The 23,675-nt window shown below is 40.7% G+C and carries 19 protein-coding genes and 1 pseudogene; 9 read left to right on the forward strand and 11 right to left on the reverse strand.

The features are described from left to right. Positions 1-127: 127 nt before the first annotated feature. Entirely contained in the window at positions 128-2,197 is a 2,070-nt protein-coding gene (locus BGO42_RS06315; protein WP_273246656.1) for a M1 family metallopeptidase, read from the reverse strand. Between the two features lie 89 nt (positions 2,198-2,286). Here BGO42_RS06315 and BGO42_RS06320 point away from each other — a divergent pair, with 89 nt between their 5' ends. From BGO42_RS06320 to BGO42_RS06335, 4 genes are all read left to right on the forward strand, one after another. Beyond that, positions 2,287-3,018, forward strand: a complete 732-nt coding sequence (locus tag BGO42_RS06320; protein ID WP_273246657.1) for a Dph6-related ATP pyrophosphatase — start codon at positions 2,287-2,289, stop codon at positions 3,016-3,018. A gap of 7 nt (positions 3,019-3,025) precedes the next feature. Further along, positions 3,026-3,640, forward strand: a complete 615-nt coding sequence (locus BGO42_RS06325) for an HD domain-containing protein (protein WP_273246658.1) — start codon at positions 3,026-3,028, stop codon at positions 3,638-3,640. Positions 3,641-3,718: 78 nt separating this feature from the next. Then, positions 3,719-4,225: a hypothetical protein gene (locus BGO42_RS06330; protein ID WP_177734659.1), complete on the forward strand. Its 507-nt coding sequence runs from the start codon at positions 3,719-3,721 to the stop codon at positions 4,223-4,225. 3 nt (positions 4,226-4,228) lie between these two features. Then, entirely contained in the window at positions 4,229-4,915 is a 687-nt protein-coding gene (locus BGO42_RS06335; RefSeq protein ID WP_273246659.1) for an aspartyl/asparaginyl beta-hydroxylase domain-containing protein, read from the forward strand. A gap of 137 nt (positions 4,916-5,052) precedes the next feature. On the opposite strand, the gene BGO42_RS06340 is transcribed toward BGO42_RS06335, so the two are convergent. The 4 genes from BGO42_RS06340 to BGO42_RS06355 form a co-directional block, all read right to left on the reverse strand. Beyond that, on the reverse strand, positions 5,053-5,319 hold the full coding sequence (locus BGO42_RS06340) for a hypothetical protein (protein ID WP_177734661.1): 267 nt from the start codon (positions 5,317-5,319) through the stop codon (positions 5,053-5,055). 146 nt (positions 5,320-5,465) lie between these two features. Next, positions 5,466-5,909 carry a hypothetical protein gene (locus tag BGO42_RS06345; RefSeq protein ID WP_273246660.1) on the reverse strand — a complete coding sequence of 148 codons (444 nt, stop codon included), beginning with the start codon at positions 5,907-5,909 and terminating at the stop codon, positions 5,466-5,468. Positions 5,910-5,935: 26 nt separating this feature from the next. After that, positions 5,936-6,301 carry a hypothetical protein gene (locus BGO42_RS06350; protein WP_273246661.1) on the reverse strand — a complete coding sequence of 122 codons (366 nt, stop codon included), beginning with the start codon at positions 6,299-6,301 and terminating at the stop codon, positions 5,936-5,938. Between the two features lie 294 nt (positions 6,302-6,595). After that, positions 6,596-8,689 (reverse strand): S41 family peptidase, encoded by a 2,094-nt coding sequence (locus BGO42_RS06355; protein ID WP_273246662.1) that lies wholly within the window; start codon positions 8,687-8,689, stop codon positions 6,596-6,598. 207 nt (positions 8,690-8,896) lie between these two features. Here BGO42_RS06355 and BGO42_RS06360 point away from each other — a divergent pair, with 207 nt between their 5' ends. From BGO42_RS06360 to BGO42_RS06375, 4 genes are all read left to right on the forward strand, one after another. Beyond that, a complete protein-coding gene (locus tag BGO42_RS06360; protein ID WP_273246663.1) occupies positions 8,897-9,637 on the forward strand; it encodes an MBL fold metallo-hydrolase in 741 nt (246 codons plus the stop codon). An 81-nt stretch (positions 9,638-9,718) separates the two neighbouring features. Then, positions 9,719-11,821 carry an ATP-dependent DNA helicase RecG gene (gene recG / locus BGO42_RS06365; RefSeq protein ID WP_177734666.1) on the forward strand — a complete coding sequence of 701 codons (2,103 nt, stop codon included), beginning with the start codon at positions 9,719-9,721 and terminating at the stop codon, positions 11,819-11,821. A gap of 149 nt (positions 11,822-11,970) precedes the next feature. Next, entirely contained in the window at positions 11,971-12,834 is an 864-nt protein-coding gene (locus BGO42_RS06370; protein ID WP_273246664.1) for a bestrophin family protein, read from the forward strand. A 105-nt stretch (positions 12,835-12,939) separates the two neighbouring features. After that, on the forward strand, positions 12,940-13,863 hold the full coding sequence (locus BGO42_RS06375; protein WP_177734668.1) for an AraC family transcriptional regulator: 924 nt from the start codon (positions 12,940-12,942) through the stop codon (positions 13,861-13,863). On the opposite strand, the gene BGO42_RS06380 is transcribed toward BGO42_RS06375, so the two are convergent. Both BGO42_RS06380 and BGO42_RS06385 read right to left on the reverse strand, forming a co-directional pair. Then, complete coding sequence (locus BGO42_RS06380) at positions 13,860-14,234, reverse strand: DUF779 domain-containing protein (protein ID WP_273246665.1); 375 nt, start codon at positions 14,232-14,234, stop codon at positions 13,860-13,862. The two genes, BGO42_RS06375 and BGO42_RS06380, sit on opposite strands and share 4 nt — an antisense overlap. Before the next feature lie 74 nt (positions 14,235-14,308). Then, positions 14,309-15,822 (reverse strand): annotated as a pseudogene (locus BGO42_RS06385) (aldehyde dehydrogenase family protein). Positions 15,823-16,075: 253 nt separating this feature from the next. On the opposite strand from BGO42_RS06385, the gene pheT reads away from it, so the two are divergent. Next, positions 16,076-18,502: a phenylalanine--tRNA ligase subunit beta gene (gene pheT, locus BGO42_RS06390; protein ID WP_273246666.1), complete on the forward strand. Its 2,427-nt coding sequence runs from the start codon at positions 16,076-16,078 to the stop codon at positions 18,500-18,502. Between the two features lie 71 nt (positions 18,503-18,573). Here the strand turns inward: pheT and BGO42_RS06395 are convergent, their stop codons facing one another. The 4 genes from BGO42_RS06395 to BGO42_RS06410 form a co-directional block, all read right to left on the reverse strand. After that, positions 18,574-19,254: an HAD family hydrolase gene (locus BGO42_RS06395; protein ID WP_273246667.1), complete on the reverse strand. Its 681-nt coding sequence runs from the start codon at positions 19,252-19,254 to the stop codon at positions 18,574-18,576. Positions 19,255-19,398: 144 nt separating this feature from the next. Beyond that, positions 19,399-19,965 (reverse strand): fasciclin domain-containing protein, encoded by a 567-nt coding sequence (locus BGO42_RS06400; protein ID WP_273246668.1) that lies wholly within the window; start codon positions 19,963-19,965, stop codon positions 19,399-19,401. 235 nt (positions 19,966-20,200) lie between these two features. After that, entirely contained in the window at positions 20,201-21,964 is a 1,764-nt protein-coding gene (rpsA, locus tag BGO42_RS06405; protein WP_177734674.1) for a 30S ribosomal protein S1, read from the reverse strand. A 306-nt stretch (positions 21,965-22,270) separates the two neighbouring features. Beyond that, entirely contained in the window at positions 22,271-23,647 is a 1,377-nt protein-coding gene (locus BGO42_RS06410; protein ID WP_177734675.1) for a nucleoside permease, read from the reverse strand. Positions 23,648-23,675 lie beyond the last annotated feature (28 nt).

A 23,675-nucleotide genomic window follows, 5' to 3' on the forward strand; every position in this document is an offset into this window, starting at 1 on the left:
ATTTAATATAAAAAACAACATTATTTAACAAGCAATACTTTAATAACAACAAAACACTTAAAAATATAAACAAACCCAATTATACGAGTTTTAAAAATAAGCGATACAACAGCTGTTTCCGGCTGCTTTATTCTTCGAGCAGTCTTTTTAACTGTGCCTTTTCATTTTCCGGCAGTTTGGGTAATAATTCCGTCAGATAGGCTTTGTAACGTTCCGTTTTTAGCAGTGTCCGGATGGTTTCCCGGCAGAATTTGCTGAACTGCCATTTGTGATGGGTGGTTCCGTTTACCAGACAGGCTAAGGTATTGCTGTCATTTTTGTTCAGATACAACAAATTGACCAGCGCATTCTGACGGACGTTACTTTCATATTTCGGGGAAGCATAATCCAGTAGTTCTTCATAAAACGGCATTTTATGATCGTTTTGATAATCGGCTGTGGCAAGTGCCAGCGTCAGCCAGCTTATTCTCAGGTTTTTATCGTTAAATCCCTGCCAGTTCATCGTTTTGTCCAATAATGGCGTACGTTCTTCCGGGAATTGTGCCCACAATGCCTTAAGCGCAATCTCCTGAGTGATATAGGACGCATCGTCCAACAGCACTTCATATTCTTTTTTAAAGGTTTTCGGGATGGTGCGCAGTGATTTTGCCACCGCCTGTCTTGCTTTCAGATCCGAAGATTTTAAGGCTACGCGAAACAGGGCTACATTTTGCTCAAACGGTGTATTTTCAAGCTGATAGATCACTTCTTCCTTAGCCGGATAAAAGGCATCCGATTGTAATACCGCTTCCAGTTTTTGCGCTTTGACCGTTAAAAGCTGATCCTGTAAATCTACTATTTCAAGGTAATCCCGGATAAATTTGTTCTTCTTGACAATCGATAAAGCCTCCGCTATTGGAAATTCGGCACTTTCCAGCCAGTTTTTCCGGAACTGCTGTGTGTCAAAATCCGAAACCTTATTGATTTCGGCTAAGAAGTCATCGGTTATTACATTTTTAAACGCATATTTCTGCAAATAGGCCTGGACGGCTTTCCGGAAAGACTCCTCACCTACGTTAGTGCGCAGATAGTGTAAAGCCCACGCTCCTTTCTGGTAAAAGGTAATCGAACTTGCTTTTTCATTTAACAACGGTATCGCATCCGTTTTGGAAGCCCGCAGCAAACGTTCGGCCATTTCATACAATTCCCAGTTAAAATGATCGGCTCCAAAGATTTCCTTTTCTGCCAGTAAGGCATAATACGTCGCAAATCCTTCCTGCAGCCAGTGGTGTTTACCCGATTGTGCCGTGATCAGATCCCCAAACCACTGGTGCGCCAATTCATGGGCATTGACATTCACATAGGTTCTGTCGTTAAACCCGGTTTCATCTACTACATAATCCTGGGAAAAAATGGTAGCCGTAGTATTTTCCATCCCGGCATATAAAAAGTCCAGTACCGGAACCTGCCGGTAAACCTGCCACGGGTATTTCACGCCTATTTCGCGTTCGAAAAAATCGAATATTTCCTTCGAATAACGGTAGGTCGGTTCAAATTTAGCTGTATCGGTATCCTGAAGGTAAAATTCCAAAGGAGTGCCCGTTGCCGTAATTGCCGTTTTTTTAGCAAACCTGCCAATAGCCAGCATCGCCAGATAGGAACTCATTGGTTTTTCCATGGCATACTGCCAGACCATCCGGTTATTTTTCAGTTCTTTATTTTTCAGCACCCCGTTTGAGAGTACCTGAAAATCTTTATCGTAAGCAATCGTAAGTGAAAAGATCATTTTTTCATTAACATCATCAAAGCTTGGCAGCCAGTGACTGGTGTATTTCCCCTGTCCCTGGGTCCAGATCTGGGCCTGATCGCCGGCTCCTATAAAATAGAGGGTTTGTCTGGGTTGTGCTTCATAATGCAGTGTCAGCTTGTTTTTCCCTTTTTTAAATCCTTCAAAAAGCTGTAGCTTCCTGCCGTTATTTTTAAATGCAACGGTTTTGTTATTGATCTTTACCTGTGTAAAATCCATACGCTGCGCATCTATCGCAATCGTATCGATTGCTGCCAATACCTCAAAATCATAAGTGATATCGCCGCTTATTTTTTTTGCCGCTACATCAAATGCGAGGGAGGCATTGATTGTTTTAAAGTCTACTTTCTCAAGTTGTTGTGCCTGTGTAAAAGCACAAATAAAATAAATTACCGCAGTTAGTCGCTTCATATCGGGAATAATGGAAAGCTCAAAGTTACAAAGATTGCCCTAACATTTTCGCTGCTTTTTTTGTAAGTTTACGCTTTAATCCTTCTATTTTGAAACCAAAAGCCGTTTTTAACTGGAGCAGCGGAAAAGACGCTACTCTTGCCCTTTATAAAACCCTTCAAAACGATACTTTCGACGTTAATTACCTGCTAACCAGCATTAGCAAGCAATATGACCGGATCTCCATGCACGGGGTTCGTACCGCATTACTGGAGCAGCAGGCGGCCAGCATCGGTATTCCGCTGGTAAAAATGGAAATTCCCGAAATGCCTACGATGGAAGTATATGAAGCCGTAATGCAAAATACGCTCACCGGTTTAAAGGCAGAAGGGATTACCCATTCCATCTTTGGCGATATCTTTTTAGAAGACCTGCGGCTTTACCGGGAAAACAAATTGGCTTCCATGGATTTACAGGCTGTTTTTCCGCTCTGGAAAATCCCGACTACAGCACTTATCCGGGAATTTATTGCCCTGGGTTTTAAGACTATCGTAACCTGCGTCAATGAAAAACACCTTGACAAGAGTTTCGCCGGACGGATTATTGACGATTCCTTTATAAACGATTTACCGGACACGGTAGATCCCTGCGGGGAAAACGGGGAATTTCATACCTTTACCTTTGATGGCCCGTTATTTAAGGAAGCTGTTCGCTTTGAAATCGGCGAAATCGTACACCGAAAATATGAAGCCCCAAAAACAGATACCAGCTGCAATACAGATCCCGAAAAAACTCCTGCTCCGGATTATGGTTTCTGGTATTGCGATTTAATTCCTAAATAATCCCCTCATGCTCCAACAAATATTCTGCAACCTGATCGCTAAATACGATGCCGATACGGACACTGCCAATGCCCTGTGGCATACTATTGCCAAAAATTACAACAGTTCCGGAAGGTATTACCACAACCTCAGCCATCTTGAAAATTTACTGGCTTCCTTAACGCAGCACAGCGAAATGATTGAAGATTGGGACACGGTAGTGTTTGCTGTTTTTTATCACGATGCCGTTTACAATACCATCAAACAGGACAATGAAGAAAAGAGTGCACAGCTGGCCGAAAAAGAATTAACCCGGATCGGATATCCTGCACACCGGATCCAGCGCTGCAAACAACATATACTGGCAACGAAACGGCACGAATCCGAAACCGATACAGATACCAATCTTTTCACCGATGCCGATTTATCCGTTTTGGGAGCAGACTGGGATATTTATGCCGTTTATTATCGGAATATCCGTAAGGAATATGCCATTTATCCCGACATGTTGTATAATCCGGGAAGAAAAAAGGTTTTACAGCATTTCCTGGCAATGGATACGATCTACAAGACTGCCGTTTACCGCGACCGTTACGAGCAAAAAGCAAAAGAGAACCTGCAGCGGGAACTGGAATTAATATAGTCTGTTAAAATCAGGTAAAACCACTTAATCCGGACAGGCTGCTTTTTACTATTTTTAAGCTCCCAAAATAACACCGGAATGCAGTTTGTACAACATACCCTGGAACTTGAAAAAGTTCTGACGTTTCTCAATGAAATCGGCATCGCTGTAGTTGAAAAAGAACTTCACGATACCTTTTTACCGGGACTTTCCTTAGGTCCTGGTTGTATTTATGTAGATTTTGAACGCCTGTTATATCCCGGTGATTTATTGCATGAAGCCGGTCATCTCGCCGTTACCACTCCTGCAGAACGGAAAGTAGCCGGAACGGAACAGCAAAGTCCCGACTGGCCTTCGGGCGGTGAAGAAATAGGCACGCTGCTGTGGTCATTTGCTGCGGCACAGCATTTACAGCTTCCGCTTGAATTTGTGTTTCATGCTAACGGTTATAAAAACGGTTCGGACATGCTGATGGATAATTTCAGAAAAGGCAATTACATCGGTCTTCCGTTTTTAGAATGGGCCGGCATGACCTTAAGTGAGGCAAAAGCCGCAACCGAAGGAAAAAAAGCTTTTCCCTATATGCAAAAATGGTTAAGAGAGTAAAGTATGGAACTGGTACGTGCAATAAAATTCCCTTTTACATTTGACAAACAGCGTTTACAGGACGATGTTGCCAAAATAATGTCCTACAAATGGACCGATCATTACAACAAGAACGATTATAACGGAAAATGGACTTCGGTAGCGCTGATGTCGGAAAACGGAAAATCAGATTCCATCCTGGCAATGAACAGCAAAGCGATACATTATACCGATGCTTTGTTATCCTGTGCTTATTTTAAATCGATACTCGATAATTTCCCTTTTGAAAAAACTGCAGTCCGGCTGCTCAATTTAACCGCAGGAACCGAGATAAAACCGCATCGCGATTACTGCCTGGGTTATGAAGACGGCTCTTTTCGCCTGCACATACCAATTATCACCAATCCGGACGTTATATTTATCCTGGATGACAAACGGCTCGTTATGGAAGAAGGCGACTGCTGGTACATTAATGCGAACTTTACCCATTCGGTTGTAAATAACGGTACTGCCGACCGTATTCACCTGGTTATTGACGGACTTCAAAACGAATGGACCGATGCCCTGTTTTACAAAGAAGCTTCGCCGGAACAATTCCAAAAACCGGTTTCGGAACTGACGGAACCGGAAAAACAGCGTATCATTGAGGAACTGAACCGCATGAACCCTCTTGTTTCCGAAAGCATCATCAAAAGCCTGAACAACAGTTGATTTTACCATTACACCCAAAACGACATACCCCTAACAAAGAAGGTAGGCTTAACCAAACCTACCCTCTCCTGTCTATAAACACAATTTATTTATGGAACTCTAAACTATGCTTACTATGACCTTCATTTTATGTGGCATTATAATCGATAAAATCGTTTTGAATCTACAACCGGTTTTGCCATTAACGGAAGGCTTTCTTCCCTGCCGTGGACAATAAAGTCAAAGCTTGCTTTATTCAGTGATTCGTCCATAAAATCCTGTAATCTGAAATCGGCTTTTACCTGCCTGATTGATACTTTTGTATTGTAATCGGTATAGTGATCACTTAAAACCGATTCTGTTCCCAGATAGTACTTTTTTCCGTTAATTGTTGCAAATGCGGAAACTATAAATGATCCGTTCATGGGGCTTTGTTTTTTTGGTTAAACAACGTTCTTTATTTATATAGGATTCGTTTTACACAAGTTGTTTTACCGGGATAAAGCAACTATACTATAAAGGGGGGCTTTTTACGTATTACTCCGAACTTTTAATTTATATATTGATTTGGCTAATTTGCCAGGCTTTGCATCTGCATCCGGGATACCGCGAAACTATTCCACAGGGAACCGCAGAAAATAAGCAGCATACCCACGATTACCGTCCATTGGGTCAATGGCGAAAACGTTCTGCTTATCAAAATAATCAGGGAACCGGTCAGACTTAGTATAAAGGGCGCATATCCTTTTAGTTTTATTTTTTTAAGCAATGCCCACAAATTCAAAATAAGCAGCAGCAACAGCAGCGGAAACAACCATCCGGTATAGGAAATTTTTGCGATTCCGAAGCTTACCAGCATACACATATAGGATGTCCAGCACAAGGAACATTTTGGAAAAAACACCGTCAATACACGCAATACCAAAGCAGAAATTGCATGATAAATGCCTTTTTTTTGAGTTTCCGGTGCTTCCGTTCCGGAAACAGCGCTGTGATTACAAGTACTCTTATCCATCTTACTAACTTTTAAAGGTTACTTAATTACTGTCTTGAACTTGCCTTTAGACTTTGCAACCACGATGTATCTGCCGGTGGCAGATTTTCTAAAATGATACTTTCTGTTTTTTCATTCACAGTTTCCTTGCTGTTTTCCATTACCGTTGCGCTTTCGCCCCTGGTAAGGGCATTACTTTTCTGAAGCGAATACATTGCTAATAATGATGCTGCTGAGGCATCATCCAAAAGGCTTTTTAAATTAACCGGACTGTTAAATGCTTCCGGAGATTGTGTACCTTCTCCCTGCTGTGTTTCGATCTGAAAAGATTGTGTCATTTTTTGTTCTCCTTTCTGACACATACTAAAAAGAAACAACGAACAGGTTGCAATGGTAATTTGGGAAATTTTCATTTTTTCTACTATCGTTTTTTGGTTATAGTTCAATCGTCAAAAAATACTTAACCTTATAGCCGATAAGATAATTTTGTATACAGCATTTGAAAGCATAAAACTAAAAAGTAGCCCACTGATTTTTATACGTGTTTTTACCTGTTTTTTCAGAAGCAAGGCCAAAGCCGGCCCGGCAGACAACCCGCTATCGATGAGAAACATACCGGACCAATAGCCCGTATATCCTAGGTTTCGCTTGCTATATCCCACAAAAAATCCCGCTTGCAAACGGGATTTCTATGGCTAAAAAGCTTTTTATTTTGCTGATGCTACATATCGGAGTGCTCTTTCCAGTACCTCATCTTTATCGTTCATGAGTCCGTTTCGGGTGGGTTTTACTTCCACATCCGGAACGATACCAATTCGCTGGGTTTCCCTTTGGTCAGGATAATAAACTCCCAATCCGGTAATCATGGTTTTAAAATTTCCGGGCAGGTCAATTTCAGAAACATTGCCATCGGCACCGGCTGTCTGGCTTCCAAATACTTTGGCATTTGGCGCCACCTGCAAGGCCATAGTTGTATATTCGGCATTACTCTGGGTGGTTTCGTTAACCAGTATCGCGATCCTTCCTTTATAATAATCCGGATTTTCACGTCCCACCTGCAAGGCTTTGTCGCTCATTTTAAAGCTTCCCGGATTTTCAAGTGATCCGGCAGCAAACTTGACAAAATCGGTTGGTTTTGGCATTAAATAACCGCCCAGGCTAAACACTATAAAATCGGACGGATAGCATCTTAAATCAATAACAAGTCCTTTTGTTGTCTTGAATTTTTCCATGATGCCGATGATTTCCCCTCTCTGAAGGGCACCCGGATAAATATAACCGATGTTTCCTTCCAGCATTTTATGCGATGGTGTATCGTCTGCAAAAAACTGCACCTCCTTTAAAGGCTGACTGGCAATTTTTTTAATTTCATCTTTTTTACCGTTGTTTACCGTCACACTGATGCTCGCTGCATTCGTTCGCAGTAATTTACGGCTTATATCCCTGATTTCGGTTGCTTTGTTGGAAGTCGCCAGGTATTGTTTTTTATCATCTATTACTTTTTGAACGGGAACTCCGTTAATTTTAGTAATGATATCCCCTACTTTCAGGTTGGTCGTTTTCCCAATTCCGTTTAACAAACGGGTTACTACTATTTTGCCTTCAATCGCTTTTAATTCAACCGGAGCAATGTTGGCCCCGAAAAAATTCTCAACCGCTTTACCAGCCGAAAAGACAAAACCGTGGGAATCCTGAATTTCACTAACCAGCTGCATCATCGTGAGCTTATAAGTCAATTCGTCCTGGGCCGCTAAAACTTTAGGAATGTATTTTTTAAGTACGCTGTCCCAATTCTTTTCGATCAGGTGCTTGTACGGGAAGTAATACTCAATCATGTTCCAGTAACGGAAAAGTGCCAACAGTTTGTAGCCGTCGTCCGCCCATTTCATATCCGGATACGCTGCTTCATTTTTAAAGACAGGGTTATCCGCCTGTCCGAAGCCCAGGTAATAGCTTCGCTTGATTTTTCCAGGTTCCATTTTCCCGAAAGAAGCAATCCAGACTTCTTTATCTGTTGCAAATTTTGGCGATTTCACTATCGGAAGTGCTCTGAAAAGCGCATAATCCATATTGTACTTCCCGGCAGCGATTTCCGGGTGATGGTATTTTAAATAGCCCCATGTTTTCCCCAGTTCATACAGGTTATCCAGTTGTTGCGGTGTGGGTTTATTCATTGTAAAACCGGAGCCTGCGGCAAATTCCGTTATATCGTTGTCTGCCGGGTAACTAATGGTTTCAATTCTTTTCCCGTCGACGGTTATTACAAAATCGTCAAGCCAGATCTGTCCTTTTCCGGAAAGGAGTGCGCCCACATAAATCGTACTGGCATCCGGATGGTTCGGTACGGCGATGGAGTATTTTTTCCAGTCGTTTGTTCCGGCTATCCCCTCTTTCTCCATGTTTTCAAAGGCAACAATGCTTCCGTTTTTATCCAGACGGATAAATAAACCGGCAAAACCTTCCACATTATCCGTCTTCATATAGCCTTCCAGCCTGATCTCTTTCCCTTCATAACTGTCCGGTAACGTGGTGACCAGCACTCCATAAGGGTTTCCACCTTCGGTTGCCTGGATTTTTACAGCATGCTTCCCGGAATAAACAACGACCGTGTCTTTCCCTATTTTATAATTTTCCCAGACATTCCATCCTGCAGGCAGCTGTTCGTTCTTTTCATACTGTTCAAAATCAAAATTAAATTTTGGTTTAACCGACTGCGCGTTTATTGTGTTCAGGAAGAACAACAGCAGCATCGCTACCGGCATTGCCATATTCTTAAAACAGTATTGTTGTATTTTTTTCATATACCGCATGGTTTAATTTGTTAATTACGAATGCTTTTAATCGTTAAAAAGGGTTACTAATGTAGGTTTTTATTTTCAAAAAAAAATAAAAGAAATTTACGGTTACTCTTTTAAATGTTTGCTACTTTTAATACCAATATTAAATTCGTTTGCGTTTTTTAACCCGATTCTTATTAAAACGCTTCAAAAAACAAAATGTTACCAAGCATGAAAATAGCCCCGTTACAAGAAGGAAAATTCAATGTTGAAGCAGGAAAAACCTTTATCCCTTATGGCAATCTGGCCAATCCTAAAGGTATGCTGCTGTCCATTCAGCCTTTTTTAATACAGACAAAAACGGAAGTCATCCTGCTGGATACCGGTTTGGGATTTTCCGTTGACGGCCGGTTGCAGCTGTTTACCGCTCTGGCAAAAGAAGGTATCGCACCGGAACAGGTTACGCATGTGCTGCTGTCCCATTTGCATAAAGACCATACCGGCGGCATGGGGACTTTCCTGGCTGACGGTTCTTTTCAGTTCCATTTTCCGAATGCTGTTTATTACCTGCAGGAACGGGAACTGCGTTATGCCTTATCCGAAAAACACCAACCTTCCTTTGAACCGAAACTGCTGGAAGCCTTAACACAGCATCCGCAACTGGTTATGCAAACGGAAGATGAGGGTTTTATTACCGATACGATCCGTTTTACCGTTTGCGGCGGCCATACTCCCTACCATCAGGTGTTTTGGGTTACGGAAGACAGTGAAACCGCTTTTTACGGCGGCGACAATTTACCGCAGCTCACTTATTTGCAGCATCATATAGCCTATAAAACGGATTTTGACGGCAAAGCTGCGATGGAATGGCGTAAAAAATGGGAGGTTCAGGCAAAGAATGAAAACTGGACCATTCTGTTATATCACGATAATGAGATACCGGTATTGCGGTTTAAAGCCGAAATGTTTTAAAAGTTTTTTGGTTTCCGGGTTTTCAAATTTCCCAATTTACCGCTATCTTCGTAAAGTGCTTTTACAAACACAAATTCCCGGATGAATAATCTTCTTGAAACTCCTATAGAATACCTGAAAGGCGTTGGTCCGCAACGTGGCGAATTGCTGCGTAAAGAACTCAGCATTCACCGCTATGGAGACCTGATCAACCTGTACCCGAATCGTTATATAGACCGCACCCGTTATTACAAGATCAACGAGTTGCAAAACAACAATTCGGAAGTACAGATCATCGGGAAAGTGATCCATATCAAAACCGTGGAGCAAAAACGCGGAAAGCGTCTGGTTGCTACTTTTGTGGACGATACCGGAGAAATGGAACTGGTTTGGTTTCAGGGACAGAAATGGATACGGGAAAGTTTAAAGCTCAATGTTGTTTATGTGATATTCGGAAAGGTAACGGCTTTTAACGGCATGTTCAATATGGCACATCCGGAAATGGAGTTACTGGCCGAACACGAAAAAAGCCTGCGCTCGGCAATGCAGTCGGTTTATCCGTCTACCGAAAAGCTGACTCAAAAAGGGATTACCAACAAAGCGGTAAACCGGATGATGCAACAGCTTTTTGTTGAAACACAAGCCTTGTTTAAAGAGCCGCTTCCTGCCTATCTGGTGGAAGAGTTAAAGCTAATCCCGAAAAATGCGGCGCTTTTTAACATCCACTTTCCAAAAAGCCAGGACCTGCTGGCCAAGGCGCAGTTCCGGCTGAAGTTTGAGGAGTTATTTTTTATCCAGCTGCAGCTGATTACCAAGAATCTTATCCGCAAGCACAAAATCAAAGGACATCCTTTTGATAAAGTGGGCGATTATTTTACAACGTTTTACAACCATCATCTGCCTTTTGACCTGACAAATGCCCAGAAAAAGGTGTTGAAGGAAATCCGGAACGATCTGGGCAGCAATGCGCAGATGAACCGCCTGCTACAGGGCGATGTGGGTTCCGGTAAGACCATCGTGGCTTTAATGAGTATGCTGCTGGCACTGGACAACGGTTTTCAGGCCTGTTTAATGGCACCAACGGAAATTTTAGCCAATCAGCATTATTTAGGAATACGGGAACTGGCACAGGGACTGGACATTAACATCCGGATATTAACCGGTTCCACCAAGACCGCCGACAGACGCATCATTCACGAGGAACTGGAAAACGGCAGTCTGCACATTATTATCGGTACGCATGCCTTACTGGAAGATAAAGTGAAATTTCACAATTTAGGACTGGCAATAATTGACGAACAACACCGTTTTGGTGTGGAGCAACGCTCAAAGCTTTGGAAAAAGAACGAGGTACCGCCCCATGTTTTGGTCATGACGGCAACACCGATTCCGCGTACGCTGGCCATGAGCCTGTATGGTGATCTTGATATTTCTGTTATTGACGAACTTCCGCCGGGCAGAAAACCGATACAGACCGTACACCGTTATGACAGCAACCGTCTGAAAGTATGGAAGTTTTTAAAAGATGAAATAGCAAAAGGACGACAGATATATATTGTTTATCCGCTGATCCAGGAGAGCGAAAAAATGGATTACAAGGACCTGATGGATGGTTATGAGGGTATCTCCCGCGATTTTCCGCTGCCGCAATACAGCGTGAGCATCGTGCACGGGCAAATGAAGCCTTCGGAAAAAGATGCCGAAATGGAGCGTTTTGCTTCCGGAAAAACCAACATCATGGTTGCTACCACGGTTATTGAAGTGGGCGTGAATGTTCCCAATGCGAGTGTTATGATCATTGAAAGTGCCGAACGTTTCGGGTTGTCGCAGCTGCACCAGCTTCGCGGCCGCGTGGGACGTGGTGCCGAACAGAGTTATTGCATACTGATGACCGGACACAAGCTGAGCAACGATACCAAAATCAGGATTGAAACCATGTGCCGTACGAACGACGGTTTTGAAATTTCGGAAGTGGATCTTAAACTGCGCGGTCCGGGCGATATTATGGGCACGCAGCAAAGCGGTGTGCTGAATTTACAGATAGCCGATCTGGTAAAGGATCGCGAGATTCTGCAATTGGCACGTCACCATGCCATCCGGCTGTTAAAGGACGATGCTTCAATGACCAAACCGGAACACCTGGCTTTACGTCAGGCTTTTATTGAGATCTCGAAGAAAAAGAATATCTGGAATTATATTAGTTAGAAGGATGATTTTTGATATATGAAGTATGATATACGAGGGATGATTTTTGAGATCTGATATTTATGATTTTACTTTAAATAATGCATTATAACTAATTACTATTCAAACACTATAAAATAACAAAACAAACAATATAAAAACTCAGCAGTATGGTTGCTTACAATCCCAAGGACTGGATTACTTTTATTTTTCGTTTTCACAAAGCGGATACCTTTCGTCAGTTAATTCCAATGATGATTACCATTGGTGTTTATTCTGCCGGAATCGGATATCTGGAAATGGAATACTGGAAGTTATCCGAACAGAGTCATGTTAAGAATATCACCATCATGCACGGTATGCTGGGTTTTGTGATTTCCTTGCTACTGGCCTATCGCACGAACACTGCTTATGACCGCTGGTGGGAAGGGCGTAAATTATGGGGCGGATTAGTGAATAACAGTCGCAATCTGTCTATTAAGCTGGCCGCCATGCTAAAAGACGAAAGGGATCGTATCTATTTCAGAACGATGATTCCCGGCTATGCATCCATCTTAAACCGTCATTTAAAGAATACGAATACGAGCAAACAGCTTTCGGAGGATTTTGATATCAGCCTGGATCACAACAAGCACAAACCGAATCAGGTAGCCCGCATGATGTTCAACAAGATCAACGAGTTGTACGAATCCAAAAAGATAACCGGCGACCAGCTTATCATCATCAATAGCGAAATACAGTCGTTTACCGAGATCTGCGGTGCCTGCGAACGTATTAAAAACACACCTATTCCCTATTCGTACAGTGCTTTTATCAAGAAGTTCATTTTCTTTTATGTCATGACGCTTCCTTTTGGCTACGTATTCAGCCTGGGTTACTATGTGGTTCCGGTGGTTGTTTTTATTTTCTATGTTTTAGCGAGTCTGGAGCTGATTGCCGAAGAGATCGAAGATCCTTTCGGAGATGATGCCAACGATTTACCGACCGAACGCATGGCGAGCAATATCAAAATACACGTGGAAGAACTACTCTGACCGAACGTTAATTTTATCTTATTGAGGTTCGCACTTCAGTAATTTTCACTAAATTTAGTAGCCTGTATTTTCAGGCTGCTTTTTTTAAATTTGAAGTTACAAATCATGAGCTTATCCAAATCATTGCTAACGGCACCTGTTTTATCCAACGAAAAGTCACTGAAGACTTTAGTTGAAAACAGAACTATTTATTCGCTGAACAATTGCGAGTTAAATATTTTTGAAACCTATCAGACTTCCGACCTGGTTCCGCTAAAGTTTAATGATCTGGTGGTTACCAGTATGCTGAGAGGCAAAAAGATCATGCATTTGTTTGATGAGCCGGGTTTTGAATATGTACCAGGTGAAACCGTTGTTATTCCAGCGAATGTGGAAATGAAAATTGATTTTCCGGAAGCTTCCCGAAACAATCCCACGCAATGCCTTGCCCTGGCAATTGACCACATCAAAATAAAGGAAACGCTTCATTTTTTAAACGAGCGTTATCCCAAAGAAGGTAACGGCAATTTCTGGAAACTGGATTATGAGAATTATTTCTTTTACAACAATATCGAATTAGCGACCACAATTAACAAACTGGTTAAAGAATGCATGAGCGATTCGATAACCAAAGATGCTTTAGCCGACCTGACGTTACAGGAATTACTGGTCCGCATCATACAGACACAAACAATAAAAGCAATTGACACCAATGCTTTTCCGGACAAAAACAGTCCGATTATCCCCGTGGTGGAATACATCCGAAAAAATATCCGCGAGAACATCAGCTTAAAAGAGTTGAGCGATAAAGCCTGCATGAGCACTACTTCCTTTTACCGTTTCTTTAAACGGGAATTAGGCATGAGCCCTATTGAGTTTATCCTGAATGAAAAAATCAAACAGGCCAAACAGTTGCTAAAAAACCCAACCATCCAGGTAAATGAAGTTTGTTTTCAGTCCGGTTTTGAAGATTGCAATTATTTTATCCGGTTGTTTAAAAAATACGAAGGCATTACGCCTAAGCAGTACCAGCTGCTTTACATCAATTAATCTTCCTTATAGCGCAAAGGTTCCAGATCGCCCCGTTCTGCTTCGGTAAATAACCGGGAATGAATGATAAACCGTTTGCCATACGGGATTTCCAACGAAAAACTGGCACCTCTGCCAGCCACTACATCCAGCGTTAAATGCGTGTGCTGCCAGTATTCAAACTGGTCTTTGCTCATCCAGAATTCACAGCCTTCAATCACACCAAGGCATACATCGCTATATCCCAGCTGAAATTCTCCTTTTGGAAAACACATGGGCTGCGAGCCGTCGCAACAGCCGCCGCTCTGATGGAACATCAATTCGCCGTTTCGTTCTTTTAACTGATCTATTAAAGCTATTGCTTCATTGGTTACTGCTACCCGTGCTGTCATACTTTTAAAATTTAAAAACCTAACAGGGCAGTTACCCTGTTAGGTTTCATTGAGGTACTTGTTTTTGAAAAAAATTAAAAGAATCCTAGTTTCTTTTTGTCATACGAAATGAGCATATTTTTGGTATTTCGATAATGTTCAAGCATCATTTTATGGTTTTCCCTTCCAAAACCTGATTTTTTATACCCGCCAAACGGTGCATGCGCCGGATAGGCATGGTAATTATTCACCCAGACTCTTCCTGCCTGGATAGCTCTCGGCACCTGATATAATTCATGGGCATCACGGGTCCATACTCCGGCACCCAATCCATATAAAGTATCGTTTGCAATCGCAATAGCGTCTTCTACTGTTTTAAAAGTGGTTACACACACTACCGGTCCGAATATTTCTTCCTGGAAAATCCTCATTTTATTGGTACCTTTAAATACCGTAGGCTCGATATAATAACCACCGGATAATTCTCCTTCCAAACGGTTGATATTCCCGCCTACCAGCACTTCCGCACCTTCTTCTTTTCCGATTTTCAGGTAGGACTGTATTTTTTCGTATTGGTCATTCGATGCCTGCGCGCCCATCATGACAGTTTTATCCAACGGATGTCCGATCTTTATTGCTTTTACTCTTTCGACAACCCGACAACCCGTGTTATAAATTTGTCGTAAATATCTTCCTGTACCAGTATTCTTGACGGACAGGTACAGATTTCGCCCTGATTTAACGCAAACATTACTGCTCCTTCAATCGCTTTATCAAAGAATTCATCATCGGCATCCGCTACGGATTTAAAGAAGATATTCGGAGATTTCCCACCCAGTTCCATCGTGGACGGAATAATATTTTCTGCTGCATACTGCATGATCAATCTACCGGTTGTGGTTTCGCCGGTAAAGGATACTTTGGCAATTTTGGGCGATGTTGCCAGCGGTTTTCCGGCTTCAATACCAAATCCGTTTACAATATTGATTACTCCCGGCGGCACTACGTCTTTAATTAAATCCATTAATATCAAAATGGAAACCGGTGTCTGTTCGGCTGCTTTTACTACGGTACAGTTTCCTGCCGCAATAGCCGGTGCTATTTTCCAGGTAGCCATCAGCAACGGGAAATTCCACGGGATAATCTGTCCTACGACACCTAAAGGTTCATGCAGGCAGATACTCACGGTATTGGAATCATGTTCGGCAATGGTTCCTTCTTCGGCACGAATCACCCCGGCAAAATAGCGGAAATGATCAATACAAAGCGGCAAATCGGCAGCCAGGGTTTCGCGTACCGCTTTTCCGTTATCGATAGTTTCCACTGTTGCCAGGTATTCCAGGTTTGCTTCCATGACATCAGCAATCTTATTCAGCACCAGACTTCTGTATGCCGGAGATGATTTTCCCCAGGTTTTAAAAGCTTCATGCGCAGCATCAAGTGCCAGATCAATATCTTCTTTTGTGGAACGGGCGGCTTTTGCAAATACTTTCCCGTCTATTGGTGATACATTTTCAAAATACTCTCCCTTAACCGGAGGCACAAACTTCCCTCCTATAAAATTATCATACTTTTCTTTAAATTGGGGTCTTTGAAATACATTGCTCATAATAATTGTTTTTTGCGTTTATTCAAATTTACCGCCAATGCCAACAGTAAAATAGCATAATTCCTTCAATCAATAGCATATTTTTTACACCTGTAAAATTTTAAGTTTATTTTATTAAGATTTCCTTATTAATTCTGTTATTTCGTTACACAATTACAAATAAGCAAAAGGCATTTCTTTCTGTAAAAAAGGCAAACTTTTCTTTATTCTACGCCTTACAATACTTATATTTGCATCCTTAAAATTTACTACAATGCGTATATCATACAACTGGTTAAAACAATTCATAAAATTAGATTGGAATTCGGAAGACACTGCTGCCTTACTGACTGATTTAGGTCTGGAAGTGGAAGGTGTTGATAAGTATGAAAGTTTAAAAGGCGGACTTGAAGGCGTTGTGATTGGTCATGTATTGACCTGTGTACAACATCCTAATGCCGACCGATTACGAATTACTACTGTTGATCTGGGTGAAGGTGCTCCTGTTCAGATTGTATGTGGTGCTCCAAATGTAGCGGCAGGACAAAAAGTTGCCGTAGCGACCATTGGTACAAAATTATACGACAAAGAAGGTGTTGCTTTTGAAATTAAAAAAGGGAAAATCCGCGGAGAGGAAAGCCACGGAATGATCTGTGCTGAAGACGAATTAGGTCTTGGAGAAGGTCATGACGGTATTATGGTTCTGGCCGATGATTTAAAACCCGGAACACCGGCGTCCAAAGTTTTCAATATTGAAACAGACGAAGTATTCGAAATCGGATTGACACCAAACCGTGCCGATGCGATGAGCCATTTGGGTGTTGCCAGAGATTTAAGAGCCGGATTGATTCAGAAGAATATTACGCATTCGGAATTAATCACTCCTTCTGTGAGTAAGTTTAAAGTTGAAAAACGTACGCTAAAAATCGACATTAAAGTTGAGGACAATAAGCTTGCGCCAAGATATTGCGGGGTTACCATTTCGGGCATTACCGTAAAATCGTCTCCGGCCTGGCTGCAAAACCGTTTAAAAGCAATTGGTTTAACACCAAAGAACAATATTGTTGACGTTACCAATTATGTATTGCATGAATTAGGACAACCGTTGCACGCTTTTGATGCTGCTAAAATTAAAGGTGGTAAAGTTGCTGTAAAAACTGTTCCTGCCGGAACCAAGTTTGTGACGCTTGACGATGTGGAAAGAACATTGCATGAAGAGGATTTAATGATTTGTGACGACAACGGCCCGATGTGTATTGCCGGTGTTTTTGGCGGAAAAAATTCGGGTGTAACAGAGAACACAACGGCTATTTTCCTTGAAAGTGCTTACTTTAATCCGATCGCTGTTCGTAAAACAGCAAAACGTCATTCTTTAAGCACAGACGCTTCTTTCCGTTTCGAAAGAGGTATTGACCCGACGATCACGGAATATGCTTTAAAACGCGCTGCTTTACTGATCCAGGAAGTAGCCGGCGGTGAAATCACTTCGGATGTTATTGACCTGTATCCGAAAAAAATAGAGGATTTCTCCGTTTTACTGAATTTCAGAAATGTAACCAAAATTATCGGACAGGAATTATCCAATGAAACCATTAAGAAAATCCTTGTTTCGCTTGATATCAAAGTAAACAGCGTTTCCGATGCAGGATTGGGATTAACCATTCCGGCTTACCGCGTAGACGTTCAGCGTGAAATTGACGTTATTGAAGAGATCTTACGTGTTTACGGGTATAACAATATCAATTTTACACAAAAATTAAACGCTTCGATTTCAAATTCGTCCCGTACGGAGGATTATAAGATCCAGAACATTGTTGCCAACCAGCTGGTTTCACAAGGTTTTAATGAAATGATGGCGAACTCGCTTACTTCTCCGGAATATGTAAAATTATCCGAGAAGCTAAAAGAGGAATTCAACGTGTTAATGCTTAACCCGCTTAGCAACGATCTATCCGCAATGCGTCAGTCGTTATTGTTCAGCGGTCTTGAAGCGATTTCTTTTAACATCAACAGAAAACGCAGCGATTTACGTTTATTCGAATTTGGAAAAAGCTATCACAAGCTTCCTTCCGGATATGAAGAAAACAAACACTTAACGCTTTTTGTAACCGGAAACCGTTTGATGGAAAGCTGGACAACTGCCCAGAAACCATCGGATTTCTTCTCTTTCAAAAGTTATGTGACAGCGATATTATCCCGTTTGGGCATTGATAAAACGGTTACACAACCATTGGACAATGATGTATTTGCAGAAGGAACGGCTTTATCTGTAGGAAAAGATATTGTTGTGGAATTGGGTACGGTTAAAAAATCGATTTTAAAACATTTCGACATCAAACAGGAAGTTTTATTCGCCGATTTTAACTGGAGTGCTATTTTGAAATTACTTTCTACAAAAATCAAATTTGTGGAAATCCCGAAATACCCGGAAGTACGCAGGGATTTAGCCTTATTGATTGACAATACGGTTGCTTTCGATCAGATTTTTGCTATTGCCAAACAAACGGAAAAAACCTTGTTAAAAGATGTCAACCTTTTTGACGTGTATGAAGGCAGCAATTTACCGGAAGGTAAAAAGTCATACGCCGTGAGCTTTACCATTCAGGACAATTCCAAAACCTTAACGGATGTTCAGATTGACAAGATCATGCAGAAATTGCAGGCTAATTTTGAAAAAGAATTAGGCGCTACATTGCGATAATACAACCTCACTATAAACAGAAAGTCCCGGAAAACCGGGACTTTTTTATTGCTGACACTTTACAAATTTCTTTATAAAGTACTTTTTAGCGGTAAAATATCCGAAAGCCGGGCAACAATTTTTTTATACGGATACTGATGAAAGTCTTCCTTTGCTGTCATTCCGGTTGTCACACCTACAAAATCCACTCCGGCTGCCTGCGCTGCTTTGGCATCGATTATATTGTCGCCGAAATACAACGTCTGCTCCGGAACGGCATTGAGCCGTTTCATAGCTGTTAAAAGCCCTTCCGGGTTGGGTTTTGCCCATCTTACATCTTCCATACCAATAACAATATCAAACAGTGTTTCCACCTGGTTTTTCACGATGGATTCGTTGATAATATAGCGTTGTTTGGTCGAGATAATTCCCGTTTGCCGCTGATGATCTTTCAGCCGGGTTAGAAAAGGAATAGCATCCGAATAGAAAAAGGTATTGTCCGACATGATTCCGTCTGCTTCTTCAATGTATTCCTGCTTCAAACGCATAAGCGTTTCTTTTTCCTGAATACCCGTCAATACGGCAAACGAATCTTCCAGTGTCATTCCGATTGTCCTTTTAATAACTTCATCGGTTATGCCGGTCCAGCCGTGGCGGTTTAAAACAATGTGAAAACAACTTACGATTCCTTTTGAAGCATCGGCTAAAGTGTAATCAAAATCAAATAAAAAAGTGGTGTAGTTTTGATGAAAATCAAATTCTGATAAAATCATTTTATGCAATTTAGAAGTGATTGCACACAAATATACAATTCCTTTCGTTTTACCGCCCTATCCCCAAAAGAGATTAACACAACTTTATTCAAAAATAAAAAGCCACATCAAACGATATGGCTTTTACAACAATCAAAAAAAACATTATGATTTAGGCAATAAAACGGTATCTACTACGTGAATCACGCCATTCGACTGGTTCACATCGGCAATGGTTACTTTTGCACTGTTTCCGCTTTCGTCTGTTATATACAGATCTTTCCCTTTCATCCAGGCTGTCAGCGTACCACCGCTAACGGTTTTCAACGTTGCTTTACCTTTTCCTTTTTTGATGGCTTTATCAATATCCACTGCATTCATTTTACCGGCAACCACGTGATAGGTCAGAATCGTTTGTAATTGTTTTTTGTTTTCCGGTTTTAATAAGGTTTCAACGGTTCCTTTTGGTAATTTATCAAATGCTTTATTGGTTGGGGCAAAAACGGTGAAAGGTCCTGTAGATTGTAATGTTTCCACTAATCCTGCTGCTTTTACGGCAGCTACTAAAGTGGTATGATCTTTTGAGTTAACAGCATTTTCTACAATATTTTTAGAAGGGTACATTGGGGCACCGCCAACGGTTACTGTTTTTTCTTTTTGTGCAAAGGAAGCTGTTCCTAAAAATAACGCACACGCAATAAATGCAACGGATAAGATTTTTGAAGTTTTCATAAATGGTATAATTTTTATTGTTTATACAGTCATTTACGCAACAAACTTCATCCTGGTTTTTAAAAAGTAAAAAAAATAGGCACTAATTTTCCAGCGGCTTGTTATTCCACAAGAAATCAGCAGATTGCCGGCAATATTTTTTTTTAATTACAGGCACTATTAAACAAACCCGAAGCAGTTATAACAAAAAAAGTCCCAGTTGCCCGGGACTTTAAAATATATGCTGAATCAGGGATTACTCTCCTTTTTCCATTTTAGCTTTTAATTCAGCTAATGCATCGATATCACCTAAAGTAGTTTTTTCACTATTGTTAGTTGATGTTACGTTAGCTTCAGCAGCTTTCACATTTTTCTCTTCTTCTTCACGGAAGATAGCAGTGTGAGAAGCAACTACTCTTTTGAATTCTTTGTTGAATTCAATTACTTTGAAATCAGCTGTATCACCTTTTTTCAATTTTTTCCCGTCTTCTTTTTCTAAGTGACGAGTTGGAATGAAAGCAACGATATCATCACCAAATTCAACTGTAGCACCTTTGTCAACGATTTCAGAAATTGTTCCGCTGTGGATAGTTCCTACTGCGAAAGCATCTTCATACTGATCCCAAGGGTTAGCTGTAGTTTGTTTGTGACCTAATGATAATTTACGACCATCAACGTCTAATTCTAATACTACAACATCTAATTTGTCACCTACGTTAACAAATTCTGATGGGTGTTTGATTTTCTTAGTCCAAGATAAATCAGAGATATACACTAATCCGTCGATTCCTTCTTCTAACTCAACGAAAATACCGAAGTTAGTAAAGTTTCTAACGATTCCTGTGTGTTTAGAACCTACAGGGTATTTAGAAGTGATATCAGTCCAAGGATCTTGCGTTAATTGCTTGATACCTAAAGACATTTTTCTGTCTTCTCTGTCTAATGTTAAGATTACAGCTTCTACCTCATCTCCAACTTTCACGAAGTCCTGAGCTGAACGTAAGTGTGTAGACCATGACATTTCAGAAACGTGGATTAAACCTTCAACACCTTCTGCAACTTCGATAAATGCACCGTAATCAGCGATTACAACTACTTTACCTTTAACTTTATCACCAACAGCAAGTTTAGCATCTAAAGCATCCCATGGGTGAGCGTTTAATTGTTTTAAACCTAATTGAATTCTTGTTTTCTCATCATCGAAATCAAGGATTACAACGTTTAATTTCTGGTCTAACTCAAGAACTTCACTTGGGTGGTTGATACGGCTCCAAGATAAGTCAGTAATGTGGATTAATCCATCTACACCACCTAAGTCAATGAACACACCATAAGAAGTAATGTTTTTAACAACACCTTCTAATACTTGTCCTTTTTCTAATTGACCAATAATTTCTTTTTTCTGTACTTCGATATCCGCTTCGATAAGCGCTTTGTGAGAAACAACAACGTTTTTGAACTCATGGTTGATTTTAACAACTTTGAATTCCATAGTTTTGTTTACATACTGATCGTAATCACGGATAGGTTTAACATCGATTTGAGAACCTGGTAAGAAAGCTTCAATACCAAATACGTCAACGATCATACCACCTTTAGTTCTGCATTTCACGAAACCATTAACAATTTCTCCTGATTCATTTGCAGCGATAACTCTATCCCAAGCTTTGATTGTACGAGCTTTTTTGTGAGATAATACTAACTGACCTGATTTGTCCTCACGAACGTCGATTAATACTTCTACTTTGTCTCCAACTTTTAAGTTTGGATTGTAACGGAATTCGTTTAATGAAATTACACCTTCTGATTTAGCGTTGATGTCAACGATAGCATCTCTTTCTGTAATTCTCACTACTACACCTTCTACTACTTCTTCAGCATCTGTAGAGATGAAAGTTTTTGCTACTAAATCTTCAAATTCTTGTAAGTTTTTCTCGTCAACAGCATCAATACCTTCTTCGAAGTTATGCCAGTTAAAATTCGCTAAAAACTCTTCTTGTGTTTTTAATTGTTCAGACATGTCTGATAAAAATTTGTATTCTGTATTTTCTCGAGTTTCTTAATGCGATAGAAAACAACAGAAGTGTTTTACATAAATAGTTGATACCTAAAGGAAACTCTTCTTCGCACAAAAGGTGTGCAAAGGTAATATTATTTTTTTGATTTACAAAGCTTTATTAAAAAAGATATCACACCTACTCTGTTGGATATGAGCCGTATGCCCAAGGAGCGTTCCGTTGCTTTTATCCGGTATTGTCTTTTAAAATCCCGGTTCCCATCCGGCATAAAAAAACCGGTACACTTTCGCTACCGGTTTCTGTATATATTAATGCGCAATGTTTTCAACATCCTTAGGATCATGCTTGTGCTTGAACATAATTGCAAAAGCAATCGCAATAATCAAAGCATAGGCCGCAAATGTAAGCCAGATGTTATGCCAGTCTTTCATAAAGATACCGCTGCTAAAAACACCATCTGCCGAAATTTCAATACCGTGATTTTTTATAAATTCCGTCATTAACGGATTTGTTGTTTCCGTCTGTAAATAAGTAGACAGTTCGGTTGTATTGTTGAATGATTTCGTAAAGTACTTATCAATTGCCCATCCGGAAGTAAAGCTTCCCAGTATAGCTCCGAAACCATTTGTCATCATCATAAACAATCCCTGAGCCGAAGAACGGTTTTTGGAATCGGTATTGGTTTCCACAAAAAGGGAACCGGAAATATTAAAGAAATCAAACGCCATTCCGTAAACAATACAGGACAGGATAATCATCCACAAACCGTTTACCGGATCGCCAAAGGCAAACAGTCCGAAACGCAATACCCACGCCAGCATACTGATTAACATTACCTGTTTGATACCAAAACGTTTTAAGAAGAACGGAATTGCCAGGATAAATAATGTTTCCGATATCTGGGAGATCGACATTATTATCGTAGAATATTTTACCACAAACGAATCGGCATATTTAGGGAAATGCTTGAATTCATCCAGATACACATCGCCATAAGCGTTTGTTAACTGTAAAGCTCCTCCTAAAAACATGGAGAAAACAAAGAACAACGCCATTTTATAATTACCAAACAGTTTGAATGCTTCCAATCCTAATGTTTCTGTAATAGACGCATTTTCACTTATTAATCGTTGCGGTTTACATTTTGGTAAGGTAAAGGCATAAACTCCCAGGATCAAAGCGGCAATACCGGCAATGTAAAACTGGTAATCTGTAGCCTTATTTCCGGTTAAATTGGTAATCCACATGGCTACGATAAAGCCTATGGTTCCAAAAACACGGATAGGTGGAAAATCCTTAACAATATCACTGTTGTTTTGTTTTAAAGCGGTATAGGAAATGGAATTACTCAGGGAAATCGTAGGCATATAAAAGCACATTGCCAAAAGCATAATGTAAATAAACATTGTTGGCGTGCCTACCTGCGGCATATAGAATAAAACCGCAGCATACAGGATGTGCAGTATTCCGTATAGTTTTTCTGCATTTACCCATCTGTCGGCAATAATCCCCGTTAGTGTCGGCATAAACAAAGAAGCGATTCCCATAGTTCCGAAAACCAGTCCAAACTGGGTTCCTTCCCAGTTCTTAGTTCCAAACCAATAATTTGCAATAGTAATGAGCCATGCCCCCCAAACAAAAAATTGGAAGAAATTCATTAAGATGAGACGGTTCTTTATACTCATGTTATATGTTGTAATTAGGGTTATTTAA

This window comes from Flavobacterium sp. 40-81, from assembly GCF_001898245.1.
In the GTDB taxonomy this organism is placed as follows: Bacteria; Bacteroidota; Bacteroidia; order Flavobacteriales; family Flavobacteriaceae; genus Flavobacterium; species Flavobacterium inviolabile.